The 23949-nt window shown below is 67.1% G+C and carries 18 protein-coding genes; 7 read left to right on the plus strand and 11 right to left on the minus strand.

Annotation, left to right across the window (positions count from 1 at the left end):
• Positions 1 to 174: 174 nt before the first annotated feature.
• The gene (locus NMB40_RS16155; RefSeq protein WP_237334372.1) at positions 175 to 525 is read left to right on the plus strand and encodes a helix-turn-helix domain-containing protein; all 351 of its coding nucleotides are present in this window, start codon (positions 175 to 177) and stop codon (positions 523 to 525) included.
• 10 nt (positions 526 to 535) lie between these two features.
• Here NMB40_RS16155 and ung read toward each other — a convergent pair whose 3' ends face one another.
• The 5 genes from ung to rhlB form a co-directional block, all read right to left on the minus strand.
• Entirely contained in the window at positions 536 to 1261 is a 726-nt protein-coding gene (gene ung, locus NMB40_RS16160; protein ID WP_494359084.1) for a uracil-DNA glycosylase, read from the minus strand.
• A complete protein-coding gene (locus NMB40_RS16165; RefSeq protein WP_494359085.1) occupies positions 1258 to 2100 on the minus strand; it encodes a response regulator in 843 nt (280 codons plus the stop codon). The genes ung and NMB40_RS16165 overlap by 4 nt, the downstream gene beginning before the upstream one ends.
• A 12-nt stretch (positions 2101 to 2112) precedes the next feature.
• Positions 2113 to 3063 (minus strand): permease-like cell division protein FtsX, encoded by a 951-nt coding sequence (gene ftsX, locus NMB40_RS16170; RefSeq protein ID WP_494359086.1) that lies wholly within the window; start codon positions 3061 to 3063, stop codon positions 2113 to 2115.
• Positions 3060 to 3746 carry a cell division ATP-binding protein FtsE gene (ftsE, locus tag NMB40_RS16175; protein ID WP_068854240.1) on the minus strand — a complete coding sequence of 229 codons (687 nt, stop codon included), beginning with the start codon at positions 3744 to 3746 and terminating at the stop codon, positions 3060 to 3062. Before ftsE ends, ftsX begins: the two co-directional genes overlap by 4 nt.
• A gap of 84 nt (positions 3747 to 3830) precedes the next feature.
• Complete coding sequence (gene rhlB, locus NMB40_RS16180) at positions 3831 to 5543, minus strand: ATP-dependent RNA helicase RhlB (protein WP_068854241.1); 1713 nt, start codon at positions 5541 to 5543, stop codon at positions 3831 to 3833.
• 540 nt (positions 5544 to 6083) lie between these two features.
• On the opposite strand from rhlB, the gene trxA reads away from it, so the two are divergent.
• A complete protein-coding gene (gene trxA, locus NMB40_RS16185; RefSeq protein WP_282246700.1) occupies positions 6084 to 6413 on the plus strand; it encodes a thioredoxin in 330 nt (109 codons plus the stop codon).
• A gap of 222 nt (positions 6414 to 6635) precedes the next feature.
• Positions 6636 to 8420 carry a transcription termination factor Rho gene (rho, locus tag NMB40_RS16190; RefSeq protein ID WP_494359087.1) on the plus strand — a complete coding sequence of 595 codons (1785 nt, stop codon included), beginning with the start codon at positions 6636 to 6638 and terminating at the stop codon, positions 8418 to 8420.
• Positions 8421 to 8511: 91 nt separating this feature from the next.
• Here the strand turns inward: rho and NMB40_RS16195 are convergent, their stop codons facing one another.
• Together NMB40_RS16195 and NMB40_RS16200 are read right to left on the minus strand one after the other, a co-directional pair.
• A complete protein-coding gene (locus NMB40_RS16195) occupies positions 8512 to 8733 on the minus strand; it encodes a hypothetical protein (RefSeq protein WP_494359088.1) in 222 nt (73 codons plus the stop codon).
• Positions 8734 to 8848: 115 nt separating this feature from the next.
• Positions 8849 to 11338 (minus strand): glycoside hydrolase family 3 N-terminal domain-containing protein, encoded by a 2490-nt coding sequence (locus tag NMB40_RS16200; RefSeq protein ID WP_494359089.1) that lies wholly within the window; start codon positions 11336 to 11338, stop codon positions 8849 to 8851.
• A 369-nt stretch (positions 11339 to 11707) separates the two neighbouring features.
• On the opposite strand from NMB40_RS16200, the gene NMB40_RS16205 reads away from it, so the two are divergent.
• Positions 11708 to 12715: a LacI family DNA-binding transcriptional regulator gene (locus tag NMB40_RS16205; RefSeq protein WP_448143729.1), complete on the plus strand. Its 1008-nt coding sequence runs from the start codon at positions 11708 to 11710 to the stop codon at positions 12713 to 12715.
• Between the two features lie 4 nt (positions 12716 to 12719).
• On the opposite strand, the gene NMB40_RS16210 is transcribed toward NMB40_RS16205, so the two are convergent.
• Complete coding sequence (locus NMB40_RS16210; protein ID WP_494359090.1) at positions 12720 to 13991, minus strand: sugar MFS transporter; 1272 nt, start codon at positions 13989 to 13991, stop codon at positions 12720 to 12722.
• A 422-nt stretch (positions 13992 to 14413) separates the two neighbouring features.
• On the opposite strand from NMB40_RS16210, the gene NMB40_RS16215 reads away from it, so the two are divergent.
• The 3 genes from NMB40_RS16215 to NMB40_RS16225 all read left to right on the plus strand — a co-directional run bounded on the left by NMB40_RS16215 (position 14414) and on the right by NMB40_RS16225 (position 20286).
• Positions 14414 to 17422, plus strand: coding sequence for a TonB-dependent receptor (locus NMB40_RS16215; RefSeq protein WP_494359091.1), 3009 nt, complete (start codon positions 14414 to 14416; stop codon positions 17420 to 17422).
• Between the two features lie 61 nt (positions 17423 to 17483).
• Entirely contained in the window at positions 17484 to 18500 is a 1017-nt protein-coding gene (locus NMB40_RS16220) for a cupin-like domain-containing protein (protein WP_494359092.1), read from the plus strand.
• Positions 18501 to 18699: 199 nt separating this feature from the next.
• Positions 18700 to 20286, plus strand: coding sequence for a GGDEF domain-containing protein (locus tag NMB40_RS16225; RefSeq protein ID WP_494359093.1), 1587 nt, complete (start codon positions 18700 to 18702; stop codon positions 20284 to 20286).
• Positions 20287 to 20333: 47 nt separating this feature from the next.
• Here the strand turns inward: NMB40_RS16225 and NMB40_RS16230 are convergent, their stop codons facing one another.
• From NMB40_RS16230 to aceK, 3 genes are read right to left on the minus strand one after another with little or no spacing between them, the layout of a single operon-like run.
• On the minus strand, positions 20334 to 21203 hold the full coding sequence (locus tag NMB40_RS16230; protein WP_494359094.1) for an energy transducer TonB: 870 nt from the start codon (positions 21201 to 21203) through the stop codon (positions 20334 to 20336).
• 17 nt (positions 21204 to 21220) lie between these two features.
• Positions 21221 to 22090 (minus strand): TonB family protein, encoded by an 870-nt coding sequence (locus NMB40_RS16235; RefSeq protein WP_494359095.1) that lies wholly within the window; start codon positions 22088 to 22090, stop codon positions 21221 to 21223.
• Positions 22091 to 22148: 58 nt separating this feature from the next.
• On the minus strand, positions 22149 to 23885 hold the full coding sequence (gene aceK / locus NMB40_RS16240; protein WP_494359096.1) for a bifunctional isocitrate dehydrogenase kinase/phosphatase: 1737 nt from the start codon (positions 23883 to 23885) through the stop codon (positions 22149 to 22151).
• Between the last annotated feature and the right edge of the window lie 64 nt (positions 23886 to 23949).

A 23949-nucleotide genomic window follows, 5' to 3' on the forward strand; every position in this document is an offset into this window, starting at 1 on the left:
CCAGTAGATTTACTGAGGGAAGTTGGGCTGTCGCTGCGGGGTTTACGGATGGGTAACCCTGCGGTGCCAACGACAGACAGCAATTCTGTACATTATGTTGAAAGAATTGCTGTCTCGTTAGTATCGATAACCCTCCACCACTCAAGGAATGGGAAGGGGATTGCCATGCTCACGATGTCAGACCGGATCCGTGGGGCGCGGACCAGTGCAGGGCTGTCGCAATCGCAACTCGCGAATGAGACGGGCGTGAAAAGAAGTGCGGTAGCGCAGTGGGAACGAAAAGAAGGCACGCATCCAAGCGTGGAGCACCTGGCGCGCATTGCCGTGGTGACGCAGGTGCGCTTCGAGTGGCTGGCCACCGGACGCGGCTGCGGCAAGGCCGATGGCGGCGAGTTGAGCGCCGCGGCGCCCACCGCCGATTACGCGCGCAACGACCTGGAGGGCAACATCCTGTCGCTGTTCCGGCGCCTGCCGCCGCGCAAGCGGCAGGTGGCGCAATCCATCATCGAAATGCTGGGTGTGTAAGTAACGACTGTTAGTCGTCACGCATCAGCTGGAGCGCGGAGCGCTCAGGCAACGACCAATCGATGCCGCCCAGGCCGCGTCGCTCCAGGTACTGGTTGGCCGACGAGAAGTGTCGGCAGCCCAGGAAACCGCGATGCGCCGACAGCGGCGACGGATGCGGTGCCTTGAGCACGCGGTGGCGGCCGGTATCGATCACCTTGCCCTTCTGCTGCGCATAGCTGCCCCACAGCAGGAACACCAGGCCCTCGCGCTCGCGGTTGAGGGTGTCCACCACGTGGTCGGTGAACCCTTCCCAGCCGCGCTTCTGGTGCGAACCGGCCTGCCCTTCTTCCACGGTCAGCACCGCGTTGAGCAGCAGCACGCCCCGGCGCGCCCACGGCAGCAGGCAACCGTGGTCCGGGCGCGGCAGGCCGAGGTCGGCTTCCAGTTCCTTGTACATGTTCAACAGCGACGGCGGCACCGGCACGCCCGGCATCACCGAGAAGCTCAGGCCATGGGCCTGGCCCGCGCCGTGGTACGGATCCTGGCCAAGGATGACCACCTTGACCTGGTCGAACGGGGTGGCGTCGAACGCGGAGAAGATCTGCGGGCCCGGCGGGAACACATGCGCACCGGCCGCCTTGCGCTGGCGCAGGAACGCGGCCAGGTCACGCATCTCGGGGCGCAGCAGGTAATCGCCAATACGCGCCTTCCAGCTCGCTTCAAGCTGGATGGTCGGTTGTACGTCGTCGTTCATCGCACCAGGGGTTTGTCGTTGAGGCGTGACAGGCGCAGCTGGAACAGCACCTTGGTGACCAGCAGCCGCTCTTCGATCGGCTTCTGCACCAGGTCGTTGGCGCCGGCCTGCAGCAGCCCGGACTGGTTGAGCGGGTTGCCGTCGCCGGTCATCACCAGCACCGGCAGGCGCCGCTTGCCGTAGCCGAAGTCCACGCGCACGCGCTCAACCACATCCAGCCCGCTCAGCTCGCCCTTCAGGGTGACGTCGGTGAGCACTAGGTCGATGCGGTGGTTGCTGCGCCCGAGCGATTCGGCGGTGAGCAGTGCGAACGCCTCTTCGGCGGTCATCACATGCAGCACGTTCAAGCTCTGCCGCTCGAGCATGCGCTTGGTCGCTTCGGCGACCACGCGGCTGTCTTCCACGTACAGGATGGTGGCGCCGGGTATGGTTTCCGGCTGCACGTAGCCCCGGATGAACGTCGCCAGTGCTTCATGCCCCAGCGCCTTGTCGAAATAGTCGGTGACGTAATCGGTGAAACGGCGCTGCTCGAGATGCTGCTGGGCATCACCGGAGACCACGATCACCGGCACGTAGGCCTGGCCGGCGGTTTCGCGCACCAGCCGGGCCAGGTCCAGGCCGTCGCCATCGCTGAGCGTCAGCGAGGTGGTGACCAGGTTGACCGGGCCGGCCGCCAACGCCATGCGCGCGTCTTCGATGCTGGCGCAGCCCACCACCTCGACCGCCGGCAGCTCGCGCTGCAGCACATCGGCAATGAGCTTGCGGACCAGCTTGGAACCATCGACCACCATGACGCGCGGCGCGTCATCGACCAGGTGCTTCAGTACTTGCGGACGCATGCAGGGCAGGCCTCAGGTTTCGGTCGGACGGGTCTGGCGCAGGAAATGCCCCGTCACCAGCCACGCGCCCAGCCAGCCCAGCACGACAGTGCCGACCAGCACGAGCGAAGAATGCAACAGGTCCAGCCCATGCAGCACGAACGGGCTGGCATAGCTTTGCGACAGCGCGGCCAGCGGCGGGCGCAGCGCGAGCCCCGCGCCACCCACCAGCGCCAGGGCCAGCGCACCGGCGCCCAGCCCGTACCACGCGCCCAGGTACAGGAACGGGCGGCGGATGAAGCCGTCGCTGGCGCCCAGCAACTGCAGCACGCCGATTTCATCGCGGCGCGCCTGGATGTCCAGCCGCACCGTGTTGCCCACCACCAGCGCCGCGCCCAGGCCCAGCAGCACGGAAAGCACCTGCACCAGGCGCGTGCCGAAGCCCAGCCAGGCATCCAGGCGCTTGCGCCACAGCGCATCGTGCTGGACCAGGTCGGCCTGCGGCAGGCCCTCCAGCGACTGCGCCAGGCGCGCGTCGTCGGTACCGTTGGCCGGGGTGATGATCAACAGCGAAGGGAGCGGGTTGTTGTGCAGCGCATCGATGGCTTCGCCCAGTCCGGCGCTGTCGCGCAGCTCGGCCAGGCCTTCATCGGGCGAGCGCAGGGTTACCCCGGCCACATCCGCGCGACCGCGCAGCGTGTCGGCGACCTGTTTGGCGGCGGCGGCCTCGACATCGGTCTTCAGGAACAGGTTGATGTCGCGCGACTGCTGCACGCTGCCGGCGAAATGCTTGAGGTTGTCCAACGCGATCGACAGGCCCAGCGGCAGGGCCAGGGCGAGCGCCATCACCATCACGGTCAGCAGGGTGGCCCACGGCTTGCGCCAGGCGCGGCCCAGGCTGAACACCACGCTGTGGCCGTGGTGGTGCAGCCACACGCCCAGGCGCGACGGTGCTGCGGCTTCCTTGTTGGTGGCGGTACTCATTCGGCCAGGTCCTGCGGCGAGATGTCGTCGATCAGCTTGCCGTGGTCGAGGATCAGCACGCGCTTGCGCATGGCGCGAAGCAGCGCCAGGTCGTGGCTGACCACCAGCACGCTGGTGCCGCGCTCGGGCAGTTCGGCGAACAGCGCCATGATTTCAGCGGCCAGGGTCGGATCGAGGTTGCCGGTGGGCTCATCGGCCACCAGCAGTTTGGGCTCGCCGACGATCGCACGGGCGATGCCCACGCGCTGCTGCTCACCGGCGGACAGCTGCGAGGGCAGCGCCTTTTCACGGTGGCCCAGGCCCATGCGCTCGAGCACCGACCGCACGCGCTTGCCGATGTCACCGCGGCGGGTACCGCGCAGGATCAGCGGCAGGGCTACGTTCTCGGCAATGCTGCGGTCCATCAGCAGGCGGTGGTCCTGGTAGACCGCACCGACCGCACGGCGGTGGTGCGGGATATCGCCACCGCGCACCTTGAGCAGGTTGCGCTCGTCGAACACCACCGCGCCACGGCTGGGCCGTTCGTCGAGGTGGATCAACTTGAGCAGGGTGCTCTTGCCGGCGCCGGAGTGCCCGGTGACGAACAGCATTTCGCCGGGTGCGACATCGAAGCTGACGTCCACCAGAGCCTGGTGGCCGCCCGCATAGTGTTTGCTGACATTGTCAAAACGCAGGACGCTCATTCCTCCGATTATGCAGGAGGAGGATGGCGGCGTGGGAACGGCGTGTCGCCCGGCCACCGGCCGGGCGCTACCGTTGATCGGAGATCAACCGCCCGACAGCATCCGGCGGATCTTGCGGCCGATGCGGGTCAGGAAGCCTGCGCCCGGATCGGCGGCCGGTGCGGTGTTGCGCATCGGCTTGGCGGTGACCTGCACCGGCGTGACCGACTGCGCGGCACCCTCGGCACCTTCCACCGGACGACCGTGGCGACGACGACGGCGCTTGCGCGGTGCGCGCTCGCCCTCGGCCGCACCTTCCGGCGCACCTTCGGCGCGCGGCGGACGCGGCGCCTGGGCGGGCTTTGCAGCCTCGACCGGTGCGGCGCCTTCCACGGCCACGGCAGGCTGCTCGCCTTCCACGCGCGGCTTGCGCGGGCCACGCGGGCGGCGTTCGCCGCTGCGCTCACCACTGCGCTCGCCACGGCCACCGCCGGAGCGGCTGCCGCTGGACGAACGACCGCCGCCGCGACGCTCTTCCTCGGCGGCGCGCGCTTCGCGCGCTTCGCGGAAGATCTGGCCAACGCTCTCGTTCTCGTCGCCTTCCTCGCCCGGCGCGGCCGGGGCGCGTTCCGGACGCGGCAACGCGGTCAGGATTTCGCTGGTGACCGCTTCCACCGGGATCTTCTGTTCGATGTAGGCCTCGATATCCGGCAGGCCCATCGCGTAGCGCTCACAGGCGAAGCTGATCGCATCGCCTTCCTCGCCCAGGCGGGCGGTACGGCCGATGCGGTGCACGTAATCTTCGGCGTCGAACGGCAGGTCGTAGTTGTAGACGTACTTGATGCCGTCGATGTGCAGGCCGCGCGCGGCCACGTCGGTGGCCACCAGGATTTCCAGCTGGCCCTTCTGGAAGCGGTTGAGCAGGCTCTCGCGCTTCTTCTGCGGCACGTCGCCGGACAGCACGCCAACGCGGTAGCCGGCCTTCTCCAGCGAGCGCGCCACGCGCTCCACGAACACCTTGGTGTTGACGAACACCATGGTGCGCGCGCCTTCGCTGCGCGACAGCAGGCCCAGCAGCAGCGGGATCTTCTCTTCGTCGGCCGGGAAGTAGATGCGCTGGCGCACGCGCGCGGCGGTGATCGACTCGCTTTCCACCACCAGCTTCTGCGGCTCGTTCATGTGCTCATAGGCCAGCTCCAGCACGCGGTGGCTGAGCGTGGCACTGAACAGCAGGGTCTGCCGCGTGGTGCGCTCGGGCATGCGGCGCAGCAGGAAGCGGATGTCCTTGATGAAGCCCAGGTCGAACATGCGGTCGGCTTCGTCGAGCACGCAGATTTCGCAGGCGTGCAGCGACACCACCTTGTGCTGCTTGACGTAATCGATCAGGCGGCCCGGGGTGGCGATGATCACGTCCACGCCCTGCTGCAGCAGTTCGCGCTGCTTGTCGTAATCCACGCCGCCGTAGACCAGCGCGAAGCGCAGGCCCAGGTCCGAACCGAACTTCACCGCATCCTTGTGGATCTGGATGGCCAGTTCGCGGGTGGGCGCCAGGATCAGCGCGCGCGGGTCTTCCGGCTTGCGGTCGGCCAGCGCCGGGCGGGTCAGCAGGCGGTTCACCACCGCGACCAGGAACGCCAGCGTCTTGCCGGTACCGGTCTGGGCCTGGCCGGCGACATCGCCGCCGGGCAGTGCCACCGGCAGGGTCAGCGCCTGGATCGGGGTGCAGCGGGTGAAACCAGCGCCTTCAAGGCCAGCCTGCAGGGCCGGATGCAGCTCGAAGGAGGAGAAGGTCAAATCGGTCAGCGGTTTGTCGCTCATGAGTCCGTCTTGGTAAGGCCAGCCGACAGAGATGCGGGTGGCTTGCAATCTTGGGGGGCACCGTCGCCATTGGGCCCTGCGCCTGGAAAGGCGGAGGCCGGACCGAACCGGTCCCGGGGCGCCGCACAGTGGGCCAGTTTAACGCAAAGCGGCCGCCAAACCGGGGGAAGCAGTCGCACACCCCCCTGCGACGGCCCGCCCGGAAGTAGAGCCACGCCCTGCGTGGCTGCCTTTCACCGCCCCAACCCCCAGTTGAACGCGTTCGCGGGAAGGGCTGGAACCGCCAAAGCCCCACCCGCATATCGTTCCCGCCAACCCCGGCAAAGCGCGATGACGGTCACAGGACGATTCTTTCCAACCGGTGTCTGTCGCCTCGCGACGATAGGGGTACACTGCCGGCCGTGAGCGTCCAGGCATCCATCGGACGCACCGCTGGCCGCACCCGCGGCCACGAGGCAGCAGACGCGGACCAGGCCCCCAGCCCTGTCCAGGTTCAACCCCTCCGGCCCTGCCGGGTGCACTCCAAAACGAGAGACCAAGATGAGCGACAAGGTTGTACATGTCGGCGATGCCGACTTCGATAGCACCGTGCTGAATTCCAAGGAACCGGTCCTGGTCGATTTCTGGGCCGAATGGTGTGGTCCCTGCAAGATGATCGCCCCGGCCCTGGACGAACTGGCCGACGCCTACACCGGCCGCGCCAAGATCGTGAAGGTCAACGTGGACCAGAGCCGCGACCTGGCCATCAAGTACCACGTGCGTTCGATTCCGTACCTGGTGGTGTTCAAGGACGGCCAGAAGGTCGCCGAACAGGTTGGCGCGGTGGGCAAGGCCCAGCTGGCCGGCCTGCTCGACAAGGCCCTGGCCTGAGCCACCCGGCAGCCGGCCACCCCGGCTGCCCCGCGGGCCCCACGCCCGCATGAATGACCCTGCCCCACCCGGCTTGCGCAGCGCCGCGAGCCGGTGTTAGTGTCGGCATATCCGGCCGCATTCGCGCGCCGCATCTTCTGGACGACGTTTCTTTCCAGAATCCCTTCCCAACGTTCGCCGCCCCTGCCGGGCGCTCGCACCTTCCAGCGAGGAATTCAGCACTTGTCCGATATCACTACTTCCGAACCCGGGAGCGCCGACGCGCCCGCCGAGAAGCGCGTGCGCAAGCCGCGCGTCGCCAAGGCCGCTGCCAGCAGCGCCGACACCGGGTCTTCCCCCGAACAGAACGCCCTGCCCCTGGCTGCCGCGCCCGCCGCGCCGGCGCCGGCTGCACCCGCAGCGCCGCAGCAGGCGCCCCAGGCACCGGCTGCTTCCGGCGGCGATGCCCCGGCCCCGCAGGGCGGTGGCCAGGACGCCGGCGACGGCGGCCAGCGCAATAACAACAACCCGCAGGGCGGCCAGAACCCGTACCAGCAGGGTCAGAACCAGGGCCAGGGTCAGGGCCAGAACCAGAACCAAGGCCAGGGCAACCGCCGTGACCGTTTCCGCAACCGCCGTGACCGCGACCGCAATCGCGGCGGTGGTGGCGGTGGTGGCTTCCGCGACGACGGCATGCCGCAGGACAATGGCGAACAGCAGCCGTTCGTGCGCAGCCAGCAGGCCAACGTGCCCGAGGGCTTCCCGGTCTACTCGCTGAGCGACCTCAAGCGCATGCCGGCGCAGAAGCTGCTGGAAATCGCCGAGCAGCTGCAGATCTCCGAAGGCGTGGCCCGCGCCCGCAAGCAGGACGTGATCTTCGCCCTGCTCAAGGTGCTCACCCGCCATGGCGACGGCGTGGCCGCCGACGGCGTGCTGGAAATCCTGCCGGACGGCTTCGGCTTCCTGCGCGCGGCTGAAGCCAGCTACCTGGCCGGCCCGGACGATACCTACATTTCGCCCAGCCAGATCCGCCGCTTCAACCTGCGCACCGGCGACCACCTGTCCGGCCGCATCCGCTTCCCGAAGGACGGCGAGCGTTACTTCGCGCTGTCGATCGTGGACACCATCAACGGTGAGCCGCTGGAAGCGTCCAAGAACAAGGTGCTGTTCGAGAACCTCACCCCGCTGTTCCCGCGCAAGCGCTTCACCCTGGAACGTGGCAACGGTTCGTCCGAAGACATCACCGGCCGCATCATGGATCTCATGGCACCGCAGGGTAAGGGTCAGCGTGCGCTGATCGTTTCCCCGCCGAAGGCCGGTAAGACCATGCTGATGCAGCAGGTGGCTACGGCGATCACCACCAACCATCCGGACGTGCACATGATCGTGCTGCTCATCGACGAGCGTCCGGAAGAAGTGACCGAAATGCAGCGCACCGTGCGCGGCGAAGTCATCAGCTCCACCTTCGACGAACCGGCCGCGCGCCACGTGCAGGTTGCCGAAATGGTGATCGAGCGCGCCAAGCGCCTGGTGGAACACAAGAAGGACGTGGTGATCCTGCTCGACTCGATCACCCGCCTGGCGCGTGCCTACAACAACGTGGTGCCCAGCTCCGGCAAGGTGCTCACCGGTGGTGTGGACGCCAACGCCCTGCACCGCCCGAAGCGCTTCTTCGGTGCCGCGCGCAACGTTGAAGAAGGCGGCAGCCTGACCATCATCGCCACTGCGCTGGTCGACACCGGCAGCAAGATGGACGAAGTGATCTACGAAGAGTTCAAGGGCACCGGCAACAGCGAAGTGCACCTGAACCGTCGCATCGCCGAAAAGCGTGTGTACCCGGCCATCGACATCAACCGTTCGGGCACCCGCCGCGAAGACCTGTTGATCGAACCGGAGCTGCTGCAGAAGATCTGGATCCTGCGCAAGCTGCTGCACCCGATGGACGAAATCGCCGCGATGGAGTTCCTGCTCGACAAGATGAAGAACACCAAGTCCAACGACGAGTTCTTCGGTTCGATGAAGCGCTGATTTTCGCCAGCATCGAAACAGAAAAAGGCCCCGCACTGCGGGGCCTTTTTTCATGCAAATCTGGTAGGTGCCGACCGTTGGTCGGTACACCTCACGGCCGCATCCGATCCAACAACGGCCCGAAGTGTGGCGTAACCAGCATAGCCACCGGCTCCTCCACAGTCTCCACCGCGTCCGCAGCGGTTTCTTCCACAGCGTCCGGTGCCGCCGTTTCCGCGCCTCCCCAATCCAACCCGATCCCGGCTCTGATCACCGTGGACACCGCCACCAGGATCAGCAGCGATGCCCCACCCAGGACGTGAACAAACGTCATAGCCGACCCCCCGCGTGCGTATGACCCGCACACTACCCACCACGCGGCAGCCTTCCTTTGAATTTGTTCCTATAACGTCAAGCTGGTGGCGCCGACGACTCGCCGGCGCCGCACATCACCTGCACTCCACCACACCCTCGGCCTTGTCCGCCTTCGTCGCCACCCGCACCTGGGTGAACGCCGCGGCGAACGGCTTGTCCGCGCTGACCACGAACGGTGCTTCCACCGCGCCCAGGTCCACGCCCTTGCCGGCGAAGCAGGCCAGCGGGATGGTCACGGTGCGCTTCTGGCCGGGGGTGAGCGTTGCCAGCGCCGGGGCGATATCCACCCCGCCCTCGCAGCCGGTGCCGCACTGCATGGTCACCGTGACCGGCGAAGCGGGCTGGTGCTGCACCATCACGTCGAACTGCAACGCGCCGTTGCTGCGCGCCAGCGCGCCCAGGTTGCGCCGTGAGGTGCTGCGCGCGATCAGCTGCGCCGGGGCCAACCAGGTCACTTCGCGGGCGTCCTGCTGGGTATTGATCTGCACCGTGCGCACCTCGGCGACCGGCGTGGCGGTGGGCCAGCGCAGGCTGGCGTTGAGATCGTTGCCGAGCGGCTGGGTGGCGCCACCGGCGGCGATATGCAGCGAGAACGGCGCAGTGTCCACGCGGTTGAAGATCGGCAACGTGGTCACTTCGCCGCAATGGTCCGGGTTGGTTTCGGGCAGGCGCGCGACCTGCGCCGGCTTGGCGTAGCTCAGGCCATAGCCGAATTTGAACAGGTCCGGGCGCTTCGGGTCCGGGCGGTCGATCGGTGCCGGGCACGGCACGCCCGGCCACGGGAAGCTGAGCCGGCCGTGGAAGTCATGCGCGGGCTTGCCGTCCTTGCCAGCCACCAGCACGTCGGTGATGCCCTTGCCTTCGGTACCCGGCAGCCACGCGGCAACGAACGCCTGCGACAGGTTGAGCAGGTCGTTGGTGTACATCGGGCGGCCGGAGAAATACACCGTGACCAGCGGCTTGCCGGTGGCGGCAGCGGCCTTGAGCACGGCCAGGTCCTGCGGCTGCGCACGGCTGTGGCTGACCGTGTCCGAAGCGAGGATGTCGCCGTTGGTTTCGGCGTACGGCGTTTCGCCGATCACCGCGACCACCACGTCGAACGCCGAGGCATCGATGCCCTTGGCGTCCGCGCTGTAGGTCACCTGCTGCGTGCCCAGTTCGGCGCGCAGCGCACCCAGCACCGAATCGGCATTGGGGAAATCGGCGTTGGTATTCTCTGTGCCCTGCCAGGTCAGCGACCAGCCCCCGGCCTGGTCGGACAGGCTGTCGGCACTCTTGCCCACCACCAGCACGCGCGCATCGCGCTTGAGCGGCAGCACCTTGTCCTGGTTCTTCAGCAGCACCAGCGATTCGCGCACGGCTTCGCGCGCCAGTTCGCGGTGCTGCACGGCGTTGGCGTCACCTGCGTAACGGCTGTCGGACGGCTTGTGCTCGAACAGGCCCGCACGCAGCTTCACGCGCAGGATGCGGGTCACCGCATCGTCGATGCGCGCCATCGGAATCTCGCCGCTCTCCACCTGGGCCATGGTGTTGGCGATGAAGGCCTTCCAGTCATCGGGCACCATCACCATGTCGATGCCGGCGTTGATCGCCTGGGCGCAGCTGTCGTTGCGGCAGCCGGGCACCTGGGCGATTCCGTTCCAGTCGGAGACGACGAAGCCGTCGAAACCCATCTTCTCCTTCAGCGCGCCGGTGAGCAGCGCCTGGCTGCCGTGCATCTTGCCGTAGTCCACGCCGCCGGCGCGGTCGTTCCAGCTGTTGAACGAGGCCATCACCGTCTGCACGCCCTCGCCCAGGGCACCGAAGTAGCCCTGGCCGTGCACGTTGATCATGGTGGCCTTGTCCACCGTGGCCTCGCCCTGGTCGCGACCGTTGTCGGTGGCCCCATCGCCGATGTAGTGCTTGGCCGTGGCCACCACGTTGCCGTCGCTGCTGAAGCGGCCCTGCGCGCCCTTGACGTAGGCGGTGGCGTATTCGCGCACGATGGACGGGTCGGACGAAAAGCTTTCGTAGGTGCGGCCCCAGCGCGGGTCATGCGCCACGGCCAGCGTCGGCGCGAACACCCAGCCGATGCCGGTGGCACGGGTGGCGCTGCCGGTGGCGGCACCGATGCGCTCGATCAACGCGGAATCGCGGGTGGCGCCCAGGCCGATGTTGTGCGGGAACAGCGTGGCGCCAAACACATTGCTGTGGCCGTGCACCGCATCGGTGCCCCAGATCACCGGCACCGGGGTGCGCGCGTCGGTGGCCAGCGAGGCGGCGTGATACGCATCGGCCAGCGTGACCCAGTCGGCCACGCTGGCGTGCTTGTCCATGCCCGGCCACGAGCCACCGCCGTTGAGCACCGAACCGATGTAATAGGTGCGCACCTGTTCCGGGGTGATCTGCTTGATCTCCGGCTGGGTCATCTGCCCGACCTTCTGCGCCAGGGTCATCTGCGCAAGGATGCTGCGCACGCGGCTTTCGATGGCCGGGTCGGAGGCGATCGCACTGGTCACCTGCGGCCAGTCCTGCAGGCGCTCGGCGGCGGGTGCGGCATGCGCCTGGGCGGCCAATGCCGTCAAGACACAGACGGTAAGAAGAGTCTTCCGGGCGCTGCTCACGTGCATCTACCTCCAATGGAATGTGCGGATGATGGACCGGGCGCGGGCTGCTTCGGCGCTTCCGGTGACAGCGCTGTCATATAAGCCGGGCGTGGCCCTGTCAACTGTTTGGCGAGCGCGTTGTCCTGGTATCCCCGTGATTGCTGGGCCTGCTGTTTTCGAATGGGAAGAGAATGCGCAGTTGCTGTTGCAGCGCCGCATGGAAATCCCGACCGTGCACGAATACCCCGCAACGTGGCACCATCCGCCTGCTTCGGTAATCCCGAAACGACACAGGCGCATTACCATCGGCAGCGGCCGGCCGGGCTCTCCAGGAGGATCCATCGCACCATGCGTAGTCGTATCGAGGATGTCGCCGCCATTGCGGGCGTTTCGATCAAGACCGTGTCGCGCGTGCTCAACAACGAGCCGAACGTGCGGGTGGAAACGCGCGACCGCGTGCTGGCTGCGGTCACCCGGCTCGGGTACAAACCGAACCTGTCGGCGCGCAGCCTGGCCGGGCAACGCTCGTATGCGCTGGCGCTGGTCTACAACAACCCCTCGCGCAATTACCTGATGGAAATCCAGAACGGCATGCTGGAGGCCTGTCATGCCAACCACTACAACCTGATCCTGGGGCCGGTCGGCATCGGCCGGCGCACCCTGCCCGACCTGGCCGCGCTGTTCGAGAACTCGCGGCCCGATGGCGTGGTGCTGATCCCGCCACTCACCGATGATGCGGTGGTGCTGGCGTACCTGGAAGACAACGAGATTCCGTTCTCCAGCATCGCGCCGCGCCATCCCGAGGGCCGCATCGGCGTGCGCATGGACGAAACCACCGCAGTGGTGGAACTGATCGGCCACCTGGTCGCACAGGGCCACCGTCGCATCGCACACATCAAGGGCCCGCGTGCGCATGGCGCCTGCCAGTGGCGCCTGGCCGGGTACCGCCAGGCACTTCGCGACGCCGGCATCGAGTACGACCCGGCGCTGGTGGCCAGTGGCCAGTTCTCGTTCGAATCGGGCATCGAAGCGGCCAACACGCTGCTGGACCTGCCGGAGCCGCCGACCGCGATCTTCGCGGCCAACGACGACATGGCCGCCGCGGTGTTCCGGGTGGCCGGCCAGCGTGGCCTGCGCGTGCCGCGCGACCTTTCCGTGTGCGGCTTCGATGACACGCCCATTGCCGGGCACATCTACCCCGCACTGACCACCGTGCGCCAACCCACCGACACGATGGGCCGGTTGGCCACCGAACAGCTGATCGAACGCATCCGCTCGCCGAAGGCCGGCCGCATGGTCACCGTGGACCATGCGGTGCTGGTGCGTGAATCCACCCACGCACCACGGCGACGTTGACGACTCAGGCGTAACGGCGCGACCCGCGCCATGCGTAGAACACGATGAACAGGTAGCACAGCATCGGCAGCAGGAACGATGCCTGTAGCCCGTAGTGGTCGGCCAGCCAACCCACGGCCAGCGGAACCACCGCGCCGCCGACGATCGCCATCACCAGCAGGCTGGAGCCCTGTCCCGTAAGCGGGCCCAGGCCGCCGATTGCCAGCGCGAAGATGGTCGGGAACATGATCGAGTTGAACAGGCCCACGCTGACCACGCTCCACTTGGCCAGCTCGCCGGTGCCGAACATGGTCACCGCCAGCAGGCCCATCACCACCAGCGCGAACAGCCCAAGCAGGCGGCGCGGATCGAAGCGCGCCAGCAGGAACGTGCCGACCAGCCGGCCGACCAGCGCGCCGCCCCAGTACAGCGACACGTAGCGCGTGGCCTCCTGCTCGGTCAGTCCTTCGCCGATGCCGGGCATGGACAGGAAGTTGACCAGCACGCTGCCGATGGACACTTCCGCGCCCACGTAAAAGAAGATCGCCAGCACGCCGAAGGCCAGGTGCTTGTGGCGCAGCGCAGCGCCCAGCGTGCCCTGCTCCTTGATGTCTTCCACCCCGGCAATGCTGGGCAGGCGGAACATCCAGATCGCCGCGGCCAGCACGAACAACGCGATGGCCAGGCCGAAGTACGGCACCTGCACCGATTGTGCTTCAGCGGCGCGGTAGGCCAGCGCTTCGGCCTGCGGCAGCAGCGCCAGCTGTTCGGCGCTGCGCGGTTCGGCCGCCAGGATCAGCAGGCCACCGAACAACGGGGCGATGGTGGTGCCCAGCGCGTTCATCGACTGGGCCAGGGTCAGTCGGCTGGAGCTGGTCTGCTCCGGCCCCAGCAGCGCCACATACGGATTGGCGGCGACCTGCAGCACGGTGATGCCGGTGGCCAGCACGAACAACGCGCCCAGGAACAGGCCGTACACATGCAGCGCGGCGGCCGGCCAGAACAACAGCGCACCGAAACCAGCGATGGCCAGCCCGGCCACGATGCCGCGCTTGTAGCCCACGGCCGCCACCAGCCGCCCTGCCGGCAGCGACATCAGGAAGTAGGCGCCGAAGAAGGTGAACTGGATGAGCATGGCCTGCACCCAGGTCAGCGAGAACGCGGCCTTGAGGTGCGGAATCAGGATGTCGTTGAGGCAGGTGATGAAGCCCCACATGAAGAAGATCGCCGTCACCACGGCCAGCGCCATGCGTGTGCTCTGTACGTGCTGCCCGCGAACCGCGGTGGAAGTGTCCATTGCCTGTCCTTCTGATGGGAATTGCCAGCCATGCGGCGGCCAGACATGGAACCCGCTGGACGTCCACTTGTCCAGCGCTGTCAGACAATCGGTCAGGAGACATGACAGCGCTGGGCAATGTCCCTAAAACAGATTTCGCGCAGTTTCGTTCTGCACTGCACAACGGCCAGGCCACACTGAATCGGGCGCATCACGTCCCTGCAAAACCGGGCTGAAAGGCCCGCATTGCAACGTTTAACGGCTGTACAGCGACCTGCCAGGGGACACACAGGGACACCCATGGGTGACACCGCAAACCACGGCCTTCATGGCACTTTGTTGACAACGCTGTCAGGCGTCGGCCCAATCCGCCCACATCGTTGTTGAATCGTGCCAGACGCCGTAGGACTGCCATTACCGATTTCCCTGGGGAGGGAGCTGCAATGAAGACGTACAAGGCCGTACCCCGCAAGGCAATGCTCACTTCCGCGCTGCTCGCCGTGTTGGCCGGGCCGGCGTGGGCCCAGGACACCACCCGCGACGGCGCCGCGTCGTCGTCGGAAGGGCTGGATCCGGCCACGCTCGATACGGTGCAGGTCACCGGTATCCGTGGCAGCCTCACCTCGTCCATGAACCTCAAGCGCGACAGCCAGGGTGTCGTGGACGGCATCGTGGCCGAAGACATCGGCAAGTTCCCGGACACCAACCTGGCCGAATCGCTGCAGCGCATCAGCGGCGTGTCGATCGACCGCACCTCCAGCGGCGAAGGCTCCAAGGTGACCGTGCGCGGCATCGGCCCGGACTTCAACCTGGTGCTGCTCAACGGCCGCCAGATGCCGGCCTCCAACCTCGGCAACGGCGGTGGCGGCCTGTCCGGTTCGCGCTCGTTCGACTTCGCCAACATCGCCTCCGAGTCGATCTCGGCCGTGGAGGTGTTCAAGACCACGCGCGCCGACAACCCGACCGGAGGCATTGGCGCCACGATCAACGTCAAGACCCTGCGCCCGCTCGAATCGGCGCCGGTGGTCAGCGTGGGCCTGAAGGCGGTCAGCGATACGTCCAACGACAACCTGCCGCGCACGCTGCAGGGGTCCAAGTACACCGGCGAGCTCTCCGGCATCTTCAGCGACACCTACGCCGATGGCCGCGTGGGCGTGATGCTGAGCGGCAGCTACCAGGAGCGCGACTCCGGCTTCAACCAGGCCACGGTGGCCGAAGGCTGGGCCACGTTCGAAGGCGACAACACCACCGACTGGCGCGTGCTGCCGCAGCCCGGCCAGGGCTACGCGGACCGCATCCAGAATCGTCCCGGCCCCAATGATGTGTACGGGCGCCCGCAGAACACCGCCTACAACGTCAACGGCGTGCAGCGCCAGCGCACCAACGGCCAGGCCACCCTGCAGTGGAAGCCGGTCGACAACGTGACCACCACGCTGGACTACACCTATGTGGAAAACAAGGTGCAGCAGCAGCGCAGCGAGCTGTCGGTGTGGTTCAACTACGGCCCGGGCGACAGCATCTGGACCAACGGCCCGGTTGCCGCGCCGATCATCTACAGCGAAGACATGGTCAATTCGGACGTGTCGATGGGTGGCGCGCAGCTGGCGACCAAGAACACCCTGGACTCGCTGGGCTTCAACGTGGAGTGGGAGGTCAACGATGCGTTGACCCTGAACTTCGATGCCCACAACTCCACCGGCGAGTCGCAGCCGGACAGCCCGTACGGTTCGGCCGGCGTGCTCGGCGTGGCCGCGTTCGTGCGCGGCAAGACCACCGTGGACTACAGCGGCGACCTGCCGATCATCAACATCGCGCTGCCGCCGGGCGGGGTGCAGGCGGCCGATGCGCTGGTGACAGGCTCCGTGTTCCAGAACAGCTACAACAAGTCCGAGGTGGAACAGTACCAGGGCCGCGGTACCTTCAAGTTCGCCGACTACTCCGCGCTCGACTTCGGCGTGGGCTACACCGACGTCAAGAACCGCTCGGCCTCGGCGATCATGCAGCGCAATACGTGGGGCGGCCTGGGCACCCCGGCCGACTATGACGACAGCATCTGGTACGCCGATGACATGGCCAAGTACTTCGATGCGTTCTCGGGGCACAACGATCCGCGCCTGACCGGCCAGTTCCTGGTGTTCGACTTCGACAGGCTGATCAACCGCGCCGCCCAGGTCGGCACCGCGTCCGACCCGGCCTGCCCCACCTGCTACGTGGCACCCACCGAGTACTCGCAGGACATCCGCACCAACGAGAAGTCCAAGAGCGCGTTCCTGCAGTACCGCACCACCTTCGACTGGTCGATGCCGTTGAACGTGGCGGTGGGCGTGCGCTACGAACAGACCGACGTGGACTCCACCGCGATGGTGCGCGTGCCCAACGGGATCAGCTGGAGTTCGGCCAACGAACTCAACATCGACTATGCCAGCGAGAGCGGCTTCATCAGCGACAGCGGCAAGTACGACTACGTGCTGCCCAACCTGGACCTGAAGCTGGACATCAGCGATACGCTGGCGCTGCGCGGCAGCTACAGCCGCAGCCTGGGTCGCGCGGGGTGGGACCAGATCCAGAGCGGGCAGTCGCTGGCCGACATCGTGCGTACCCAGGGCGGCAGCGGGTCGCGCGGCAATCCGGCGCTGGAGCCGCTGCTGTCGGACAACTTCGACCTGTCTCTGGAGTGGTACTACGGCGAATCCAGTTACGCCTCGGTTGGCTTCTTCCGCAAGAACATCAAGAACTTCATCAGCAATACGATCGTCCGCGAGAACACCGGCGACCTGCACACGCCGGTCGGTGGCGCGTACTGGAATGCGGCGCTGGCGGCCGGCTGCGGGGTGAGCGACATGCCCTGCATCCGCGATTACATCTTCACCAACTTCAACGGCCAGCCCGGCGTGACCGCCACCGGCACCAATTCGGCAGGCCAGCTCACCGGCACCATCGTCGGCCAGCCGGGCGACCCGATCGCCGGGTTCGACATCACCCTGCCGGCCAACCAGCGTTCGGACCATCTCGATGGCTGGGAAGTGGCGGTACAGCACCTGTTCGGCCAGTCCGGGTTCGGCGTGGCCGCCAACTACACCAAGGTGCAGTCCGGGCTGACCTTCGACAACCTGAGCCTGGGCGACCAGTACCCGATGGTGGGCCTGAGCGACTCAGCCAACCTGGTGGCGTTCTACGACAAGCACAACTGGCAGATCCGTGCGGCCTACAACTGGCGCGACAAGTTCCTCAACGGCATCGGCGGCCAGGGCCCGAACCCGAACTACACCGATGATTACGGCCAGCTCGACCTCAACATCAGCTACGCGGTCAGCGAACAGCTGTCGCTGAGCCTGGAGGCGATCAACCTCACCGACGAGACCATGCGTACCTACGCACGGCATACCAACATGCTGCGCTACGCCACCCAGACCGGCCCGCGCTACATGTTCGGCGTCCGCTACAAGTTCTGAGCAGCAGCGGTGTGGCGGGTCTACACTCGCCACACCGCCACCGCCCGCAAGCGACCCTGCCATGCCTGCAATGCCCGGCCCGATCGACGAAGTGCGCGACCTCGACCGCCACCGGCTGGCCGAGGTACTTCCAGGCTGGACCACGCCCAAGGTGATCCGCGGGCTGGTCGCGGACTGGCCGATGGTCAGCGCCGCACGCGACTCGGCCGACGCCGCGGTCGCCCACCTCAAGCAGTTCGACCACGGCACCCTGCCGGTTTCCGCCACCACCGCGCCGCCCGAAGCGAAGGGCCGCATCTTCTACAACGCGGACATGAGCGGCTTCAACTTCCGCCGCGAGCAGATCGCGCTGAAGGTGGTGCTCGATACCCTGCTCAAATACCGGGGCACCCCCGAACCGCCCACCATCTACGTGGCCTCGACCACGCTGGACAGCTTCCTGCCCGGCTTCCGCCAGCACAACCCGCTGGCGCTGGGGGTGGACGAACCGCTGGCCAGCATCTGGATCGGCAACCGCTCGCGCATCGCCGCCCACCACGACGTGCCGGACAACCTGGCCTGCGTGGCGGCCGGCCGCCGCAGGGTCACCCTGTTTCCGCCGGACCAGATCGGCAACCTGTATGTTGGCCCGCTGGATTTCACCCCGGCCGGCCAGGCAGTGAGCCTGGTCGACTTCGCCGAACCGGACCTGGACCGCTTCCCGCGCTTTGCCCGGGCCATGGCCAGCGCGCAGGTGGCCGAACTGGGCCCTGGCGATGCGGTGTTCATTCCTTCCCTGTGGTGGCACCACATGGAAGGGCTGGATGACTTCAATGTGCTGGTGAACTACTGGTGGCGCCCGGTGCCGGCCTGGATGGACCCGCCGATGAACGCCCTGATGCTGTCATTGCTGGCGCTGCGCGGGCTGCCACCGGCCCAGCGCCGGAACTGGCAGGCATTGTTCGACCACTACGTATTCGCCGCCGGCGGCGATACCACCGCGCATATCCCCGAAGCCGCACGCGGGGTGCTGGGCCCGCTGGATGGGGCAATGGCCGCCAATGTGCGCAGCGTACTTCGCAAGCGGCTGGAACGCTGAGTTCGGCGTTCCCCTTTCGGGCCCGGAATCCGTGATAATCCGCGCCGTGATCCGTAGTCCGCCCGGGGGTAGGGTGGCCGCATCCAGGGCGCCGCCAGGCGAACCGGCCCGGCACCATGCAGTTCACCTCTGACCGCTCCAACGTTGCAGCCTCATCGGTAGGACCGGTTGGCGCAGCACCTTGCCGGTTGTTTCGTCCATGCCCCTGCTGTCATCCCGCCTCAACCTGGGCAAGCTGATCCTGGCGCTTGCGCTGCTCAGCGCGCTCGTCGCCCTGGCCAACACCCTGCACGCCAGCTACCGCGTGCAGCGCGAACAGCTGATCGGCACTACGCTCGAATCCAACCGGGTGTACGCCAGCAAGCTGGCCGAGAGCACCCAGAATTTCGTGCTGTCGGCCCAGCAGCAGCTGGCCTACGCCGCCACTGGCCTGGGGCAGCGGGCGCACACCCGCGCCGAGCTGGAAGCGGAAGCGGCCCGCCTGCAGCTGCAGACCAACAGCTTCAACTCGGTGCTGATCGTGGACCCGGCCGGCACGGTGCTGGCCACCTCGCCGTTGAGCCTGGCCCTGCAGGGGGTGGTGCTCAACAGCCAGGGCAACAGCGAGGCGCTCAAGCGCCGTGAACCGTACATCAGCGATCCCTACCAGTCGGCCACCGGCCGCCTGCTCATCGCCATCTCGCACCCGATCTTCGACCCGCAGGGCCAGTACAAGGGCTATGTGAGCGGCACCATCTACCTGCGCCAGCGCAGCATCCTGCAGAGCCTGCTGGGCAAGCACTACTACCGCGACGGCTCGTACCTGTACGTGGTCGACCGCAATGGCCGCATCCTGTACCACATCGAACCCACCCGGGTGGGCCAGTTCGCGCTGGAGAACCCGGCGGTGAAGGCGGTCAGCCAGGGCCACTCGGGCGCGCAGGAAGTCCGCAACAGCCACGGCGTGTTGATGCTGGCCGGTTACGCGCCGGTGCCCAGCGTGGGCTGGGGCGTGGTGGCACAGCGCCCGACCGAGGCCACGCTGGCGCCGCTGTCGCGCTTGATGAAGGCGGTGATCTGGAATGCCATCCCGCTGGGCGTGCTGTCGCTGCTGGTCACCTGGTGGTTCGCCCGGCGCATTTCGCTGCCGCTGTGGCAGATGGCGCGCAACGTGCAGAACCGCGATACCGGCATCGCCATCCGCCACGTCACCGGCATCAAGGCGTGGTACTACGAGGCCGCGCACCTCAAGCAGGCGCTGCTGTACAGCTTCAACCTGCTGCAGGACCGCATCGGCAAGCTCAACCGCGCCAGCATGACCGACCCGCTCACCGGCCTGCAGAACCGCCGTGGGCTGCAGGAAGGATTGGAGGACTGGCAGGCACGCGGGCAGCCGTTCGGGATCATCGCGCTGGACATCGACCGCTTCAAGACCATCAACGACCGCTTCGGCCACGCGGTGGGCGATGCGGTGATCCTGCGCATCGCCCAGCTGATGCGCGACGATTCGCGCGATACCGACCTGCTGTGCCGCAATGGCGGCGAGGAATTCCTGATCCTGCTGCCGGGCATCGACGTGGCCGCCAGCGCCGGCATCGCCGAACGCCTGCGGCTGCAGGTGGAAGCGGAAGTGTTCGAACAGGTCGGCACGGTAACGGTATCGCTGGGCGTGGCCCACTACCCGTCCTACCACGAGGATCCGCAGCAGGCGCTGCGGCTGGCCGACAAGGCGCTGTACATGGCCAAGGAACAGGGCCGCAACCGGACTGTCGTGTACCCGGCGCCGGACGGCCCGGCCGGAACCTGATTCTGAAACCGGATCGACGCGCGGCGCCGATCCGGTCGTTCACCTGCTCACCCGCCCAGCGGGGTCAGCAGGCGCGGGCCATTGCTGACGTCGGTCATGTACACGCCGCCGACCGCCAGCAGGCCAGCCACATCCTGTTCGCCGGGTCCCACCTGCCGCCAGGGCGCCTGCGCGCGCGGGCCCGGAATGTAGACGTTCCACTGGCCGTAGCCACGCGTGACTTCGCCGAAGTCGAAGCTGACCGGCACGCGCACGGACCAGAACGGCTTGTCCTTCTCGTCTCCCGTGCTGGGGGCACGGAAGCTCCAGCGATGAGCGGCGTCCACGCTCTGCTTCGCGAACGCCTCGCGCAGCCGCTCCATGCGGCGCGCGTCGCCGAGCACGCGCAGGTTGACCTGTTCGGCGATCACATCCATGACCTTGCCGTCACGGCCGACCTTCACGATCAACATCACATCGCCACTGCCGCCCATGTTCAATGCTGCCGAGGGAAAGCGAGGCGGCTGCAGCTTGATCGAGGTGACCTGGTCGGTGCTCGTGGCGTCGTACCCGCCGAAGGTCGCGGCGTCGAGCGTGACCATGTCCTTGCCGTCGGGCCCGATGTTGGCGACCAGGCGGATGGATACCTGGGTGCGCGCACGCACGGGCTTGCCATCGCGCACGATCGGCTCGAAACGCCAGGTCTGCACGGAGCGGTCCACGAAGCTGGCCAGTTCCGCCGGCACTTTCTCGCGCTGGTCCAGCACGAAGCCTTCCACCTGCCCTTCGGTACCGATGTTGACCTGCCCGGTCAGCACCATGCTGCCTTCGGCGGTCTTGCGCATCTCACTACGCGTCTGTGCGGCGGCCTCCGGCGCGGCGGCGACGATGCTGCCGCCGAGTGCCAACGCCAGTGCCAGGTAAAGGGAACTACGCATTGCACGACTCCTTGTGATCAGCTGCCCAACGGGGTGAGCAGGCGCGGACCGTCATCCAGGTCTGCCATGTAGATGCCACCTGCAGCCAGCAGGTCGGGTGCGGCTTCCGCGCCGGCCTGCGAGGTGCGCCACGGCGCGCGCTCGCGCGGACCGGGAATGTAGGCTTCCCACGTGCCGTAAGGCGTGCGTTCGCCCATCATGTAACGGACCGGGATCCGCACCGTCCACGACTCGGCGTCCTTGAACTTGCCGGTGGTCGGCGGGCGGAAGGTCCAGCTGCGCGCGGTGGACACCGATGCACGGGCAAACTCGTTGCGCACCTGGCGCATCTGGCTTTCCTTGCCCACCACGCGCAGGTTTACCTGCTCGGCGACCACATCGTCCACGGTCCCGTCGCGGCCGACCTTCAGCAGCAGCAGCACCTCACCCTTGGCGCGCATGGCGGCGAGAGTCTTCGGGTAGGCCGGCGAGCGGATCTCGCTGGAGGTCACCCGGCTGGTGTCGTCCGGGTCGTACTTGCTGAAGCTCGCGCCCGCCACGCGCACGGTGTCGCCGGCGCCGTCCGGGCTGGACTGGGAGAGCAGGCGAAGGGTCACCGGCGTCTGCGTCGCCACCGCCGTACCGTTCTCCACGGCCGGCCGGAACTGCCATGCCTGCACCTGGCGCTGCACGAATGCCGCCAGGGCGGCAGGCAGTTTGTCGGCATGGTCCAGCTGGAAGCCGGTGACGTGCCCGTCGCTGCCGATATCGATCTTGCCGGTCAGCGTCATGCTGGCTTCGGCGGTCTCACGCACCGCACGCGCGGTCTGCGCAGCGGTGTCGCTTGTTGCGACCAGCCCGGTGCCGCCCAATGCGAGGGCCAACGCCAGAAAATGGGGATAACGCATCTCACCTGCTCCTTGTGGATGAAGCCCGAGGATAGCCCAGTGATGTGTCTGGGGGAAATCAGGCCAGGCGATGATGGGCTGCGTAGGGCGGCGTATCGGGATAATCGCCGGCCGCGAAACGCGCCTGCAGCCCCTGCCACCAATGGGGATCGAACAGATGCGCATGGTGTTCACGCACGGCGGCAAGCTCGTCGGCGGGCAATCCCATGAAGGGTGCGAAGCGCTCCGGGAACACATCACGCGGGCCTACGTGGAACCACGGTTCGTCCGCCATGGCTTCGTCGGCATTGCGCGGCGTGGGCCATGCGCGGAACACGCAGTCACTCACCAGGCACAGCTCGTCGTAGTCGTAGAACACCGCACGGCCATGCCGCGACACACCGAAGTTCTTGGGCAGCATGTCGCCCGGGAAGATGTTGTTGCGCGCCATGTCGGTGATCGCCTGCGCATAATCCAGCGCGGCGGCGCGACGGGCGTCGGCGGTCTGTTCGCGCAGGTAAAGATTGAGCGGCCGGAAGCGGCGCTGCACGTAGCACAACGCGATCACCAGCGAATCGCCGTCTTCACGTACGCTGGCCGCGCACTGGGTGAGCAGTTCTTCGCGCAGCGCCGGCGAGAAGCGGGCCTTGGGAAAGCGGAGATGGCGGTAGGGTTGCGCATCCAGCAGGCGCCCGACGCGATCCAGGTTGAACACCAGCGCGTACTTCTCCTCCACCTGGTGGCGGGTCATGGTCTTGGGCCAGGCGAAGCGGTCGCGGATCAGCTTGAATACCAGCGGGTAACTGGGCAGCGTGAACACCGCCATCACCATGCCGGGGGTGCCATCGGCATGCACCAGCTGCTCGTCGGGATGCTCCTGGAAGTGGCGGAAGAAGGTGCGGTAGCGCTCGGTCTTGCCCTGCTTGGCACGCCCCAGCACGGTGTAGATCTCATCGATGGGCTTGGCCGGCAGCAGGCTGCGCAGGAACACCACCGCGTCACCCACGGTGGCCAGGTCGGCCTGGAAGTAGCTGCGCGACACGCCGAACAGGTGCGCCACATCACGGCGCCGGGTCAGCACGGCTTCGGCACGCAGGCCGTTGTCGTCGTTGACCAGCGCGATTACGCAGGGCGAGAAGCGATGTTCGCCGAACACCCTGCCCACCAGGTAGGCGCGTCGCTCGCGGTAGAACACGGTATCCAGCAGCTCGATGCTGCGTACGGGCTGTGTCCCCCAATGCTGCAGGTCGTCCTGCAGGCGCACGGCAATGGCGGCCGCACAGCGCAACTGGTGCGCGTAGGGAACGTCGAAGCGATAATCACCCAGCACCCGCATGAAGGCCTCGGCCGGCCGCGTCGCCGACAGTGCGTAGGTATGCCGTGCGACCGGGTGGGTGATGGCATCGGAGGGCTCCACGTCCATCGCCATGAACTCCACCGCCGCATCCACGCCTTCGGTGGCGAACAGTCGCCGTGCCAGGGTGTTGTAGAAGGTCTTGTACAACTCGGCGTCGATCAACCCGGTAACCAGACCCGCGTAGGCGCAGCGGATCCGCAGCCAGAGGTTGCGCTCACCCACGGCCTCACGCGCTGCCCGCCGCAGCACATCCACCGTTTCAGCAATGCAGCGGTCATACAGCCCGATGCGTTCCACCGCATCCTGGCGCGCCCCGTTCCAGTCGCGGGTCTCGAAGCGCACCCGCGCGCGCCGGGTCACCCCGGCAAAGCGCGCGTGGTAATCCTCGAAACCATCGCGGATCAGCGCCGCCAGCCGCGCGGCCAGCGCTTCATCGTCAGGGGATTGGGCAACAGGCATGCGGGGCAACCGGAAGAACCACCCCCACCATAGTAGTGCCGGCCCATGGCCGGCAAGCCGCCCG

The organism is Stenotrophomonas sp. FBCC-B152 (genome assembly GCF_059134105.1).

Coding starts and splice junctions, on each gene's coding strand:
- NMB40_RS16155 (WP_237334372.1), top strand. CDS start 175: ATGTCAGACCGGATCCGTGGGGCGCGGACCAGTGCAGGGCTGTCGCAA.
- ung (WP_494359084.1), bottom strand. CDS start 1,261: ATGAACGACGACGTACAACCGACCATCCAGCTTGAAGCGAGCTGGAAG.
- NMB40_RS16165 (WP_494359085.1), bottom strand. CDS start 2,100: ATGCGTCCGCAAGTACTGAAGCACCTGGTCGATGACGCGCCGCGCGTC.
- ftsX (WP_494359086.1), bottom strand. CDS start 3,063: ATGAGTACCGCCACCAACAAGGAAGCCGCAGCACCGTCGCGCCTGGGC.
- ftsE (WP_068854240.1), bottom strand. CDS start 3,746: ATGAGCGTCCTGCGTTTTGACAATGTCAGCAAACACTATGCGGGCGGC.
- rhlB (WP_068854241.1), bottom strand. CDS start 5,543: ATGAGCGACAAACCGCTGACCGATTTGACCTTCTCCTCCTTCGAGCTG.
- trxA (WP_282246700.1), top strand. CDS start 6,084: ATGAGCGACAAGGTTGTACATGTCGGCGATGCCGACTTCGATAGCACC.
- NMB40_RS16195 (WP_494359088.1), bottom strand. CDS start 8,733: ATGACGTTTGTTCACGTCCTGGGTGGGGCATCGCTGCTGATCCTGGTG.
- NMB40_RS16205 (WP_448143729.1), top strand. CDS start 11,708: ATGCGTAGTCGTATCGAGGATGTCGCCGCCATTGCGGGCGTTTCGATC.
- NMB40_RS16210 (WP_494359090.1), bottom strand. CDS start 13,991: ATGGACACTTCCACCGCGGTTCGCGGGCAGCACGTACAGAGCACACGC.
- NMB40_RS16215 (WP_494359091.1), top strand. CDS start 14,414: ATGAAGACGTACAAGGCCGTACCCCGCAAGGCAATGCTCACTTCCGCG.
- NMB40_RS16220 (WP_494359092.1), top strand. CDS start 17,484: ATGCCTGCAATGCCCGGCCCGATCGACGAAGTGCGCGACCTCGACCGC.
- NMB40_RS16225 (WP_494359093.1), top strand. CDS start 18,700: ATGCCCCTGCTGTCATCCCGCCTCAACCTGGGCAAGCTGATCCTGGCG.
- NMB40_RS16230 (WP_494359094.1), bottom strand. CDS start 21,203: ATGCGTAGTTCCCTTTACCTGGCACTGGCGTTGGCACTCGGCGGCAGC.
- NMB40_RS16235 (WP_494359095.1), bottom strand. CDS start 22,090: ATGCGTTATCCCCATTTTCTGGCGTTGGCCCTCGCATTGGGCGGCACC.
- aceK (WP_494359096.1), bottom strand. CDS start 23,885: ATGCCTGTTGCCCAATCCCCTGACGATGAAGCGCTGGCCGCGCGGCTG.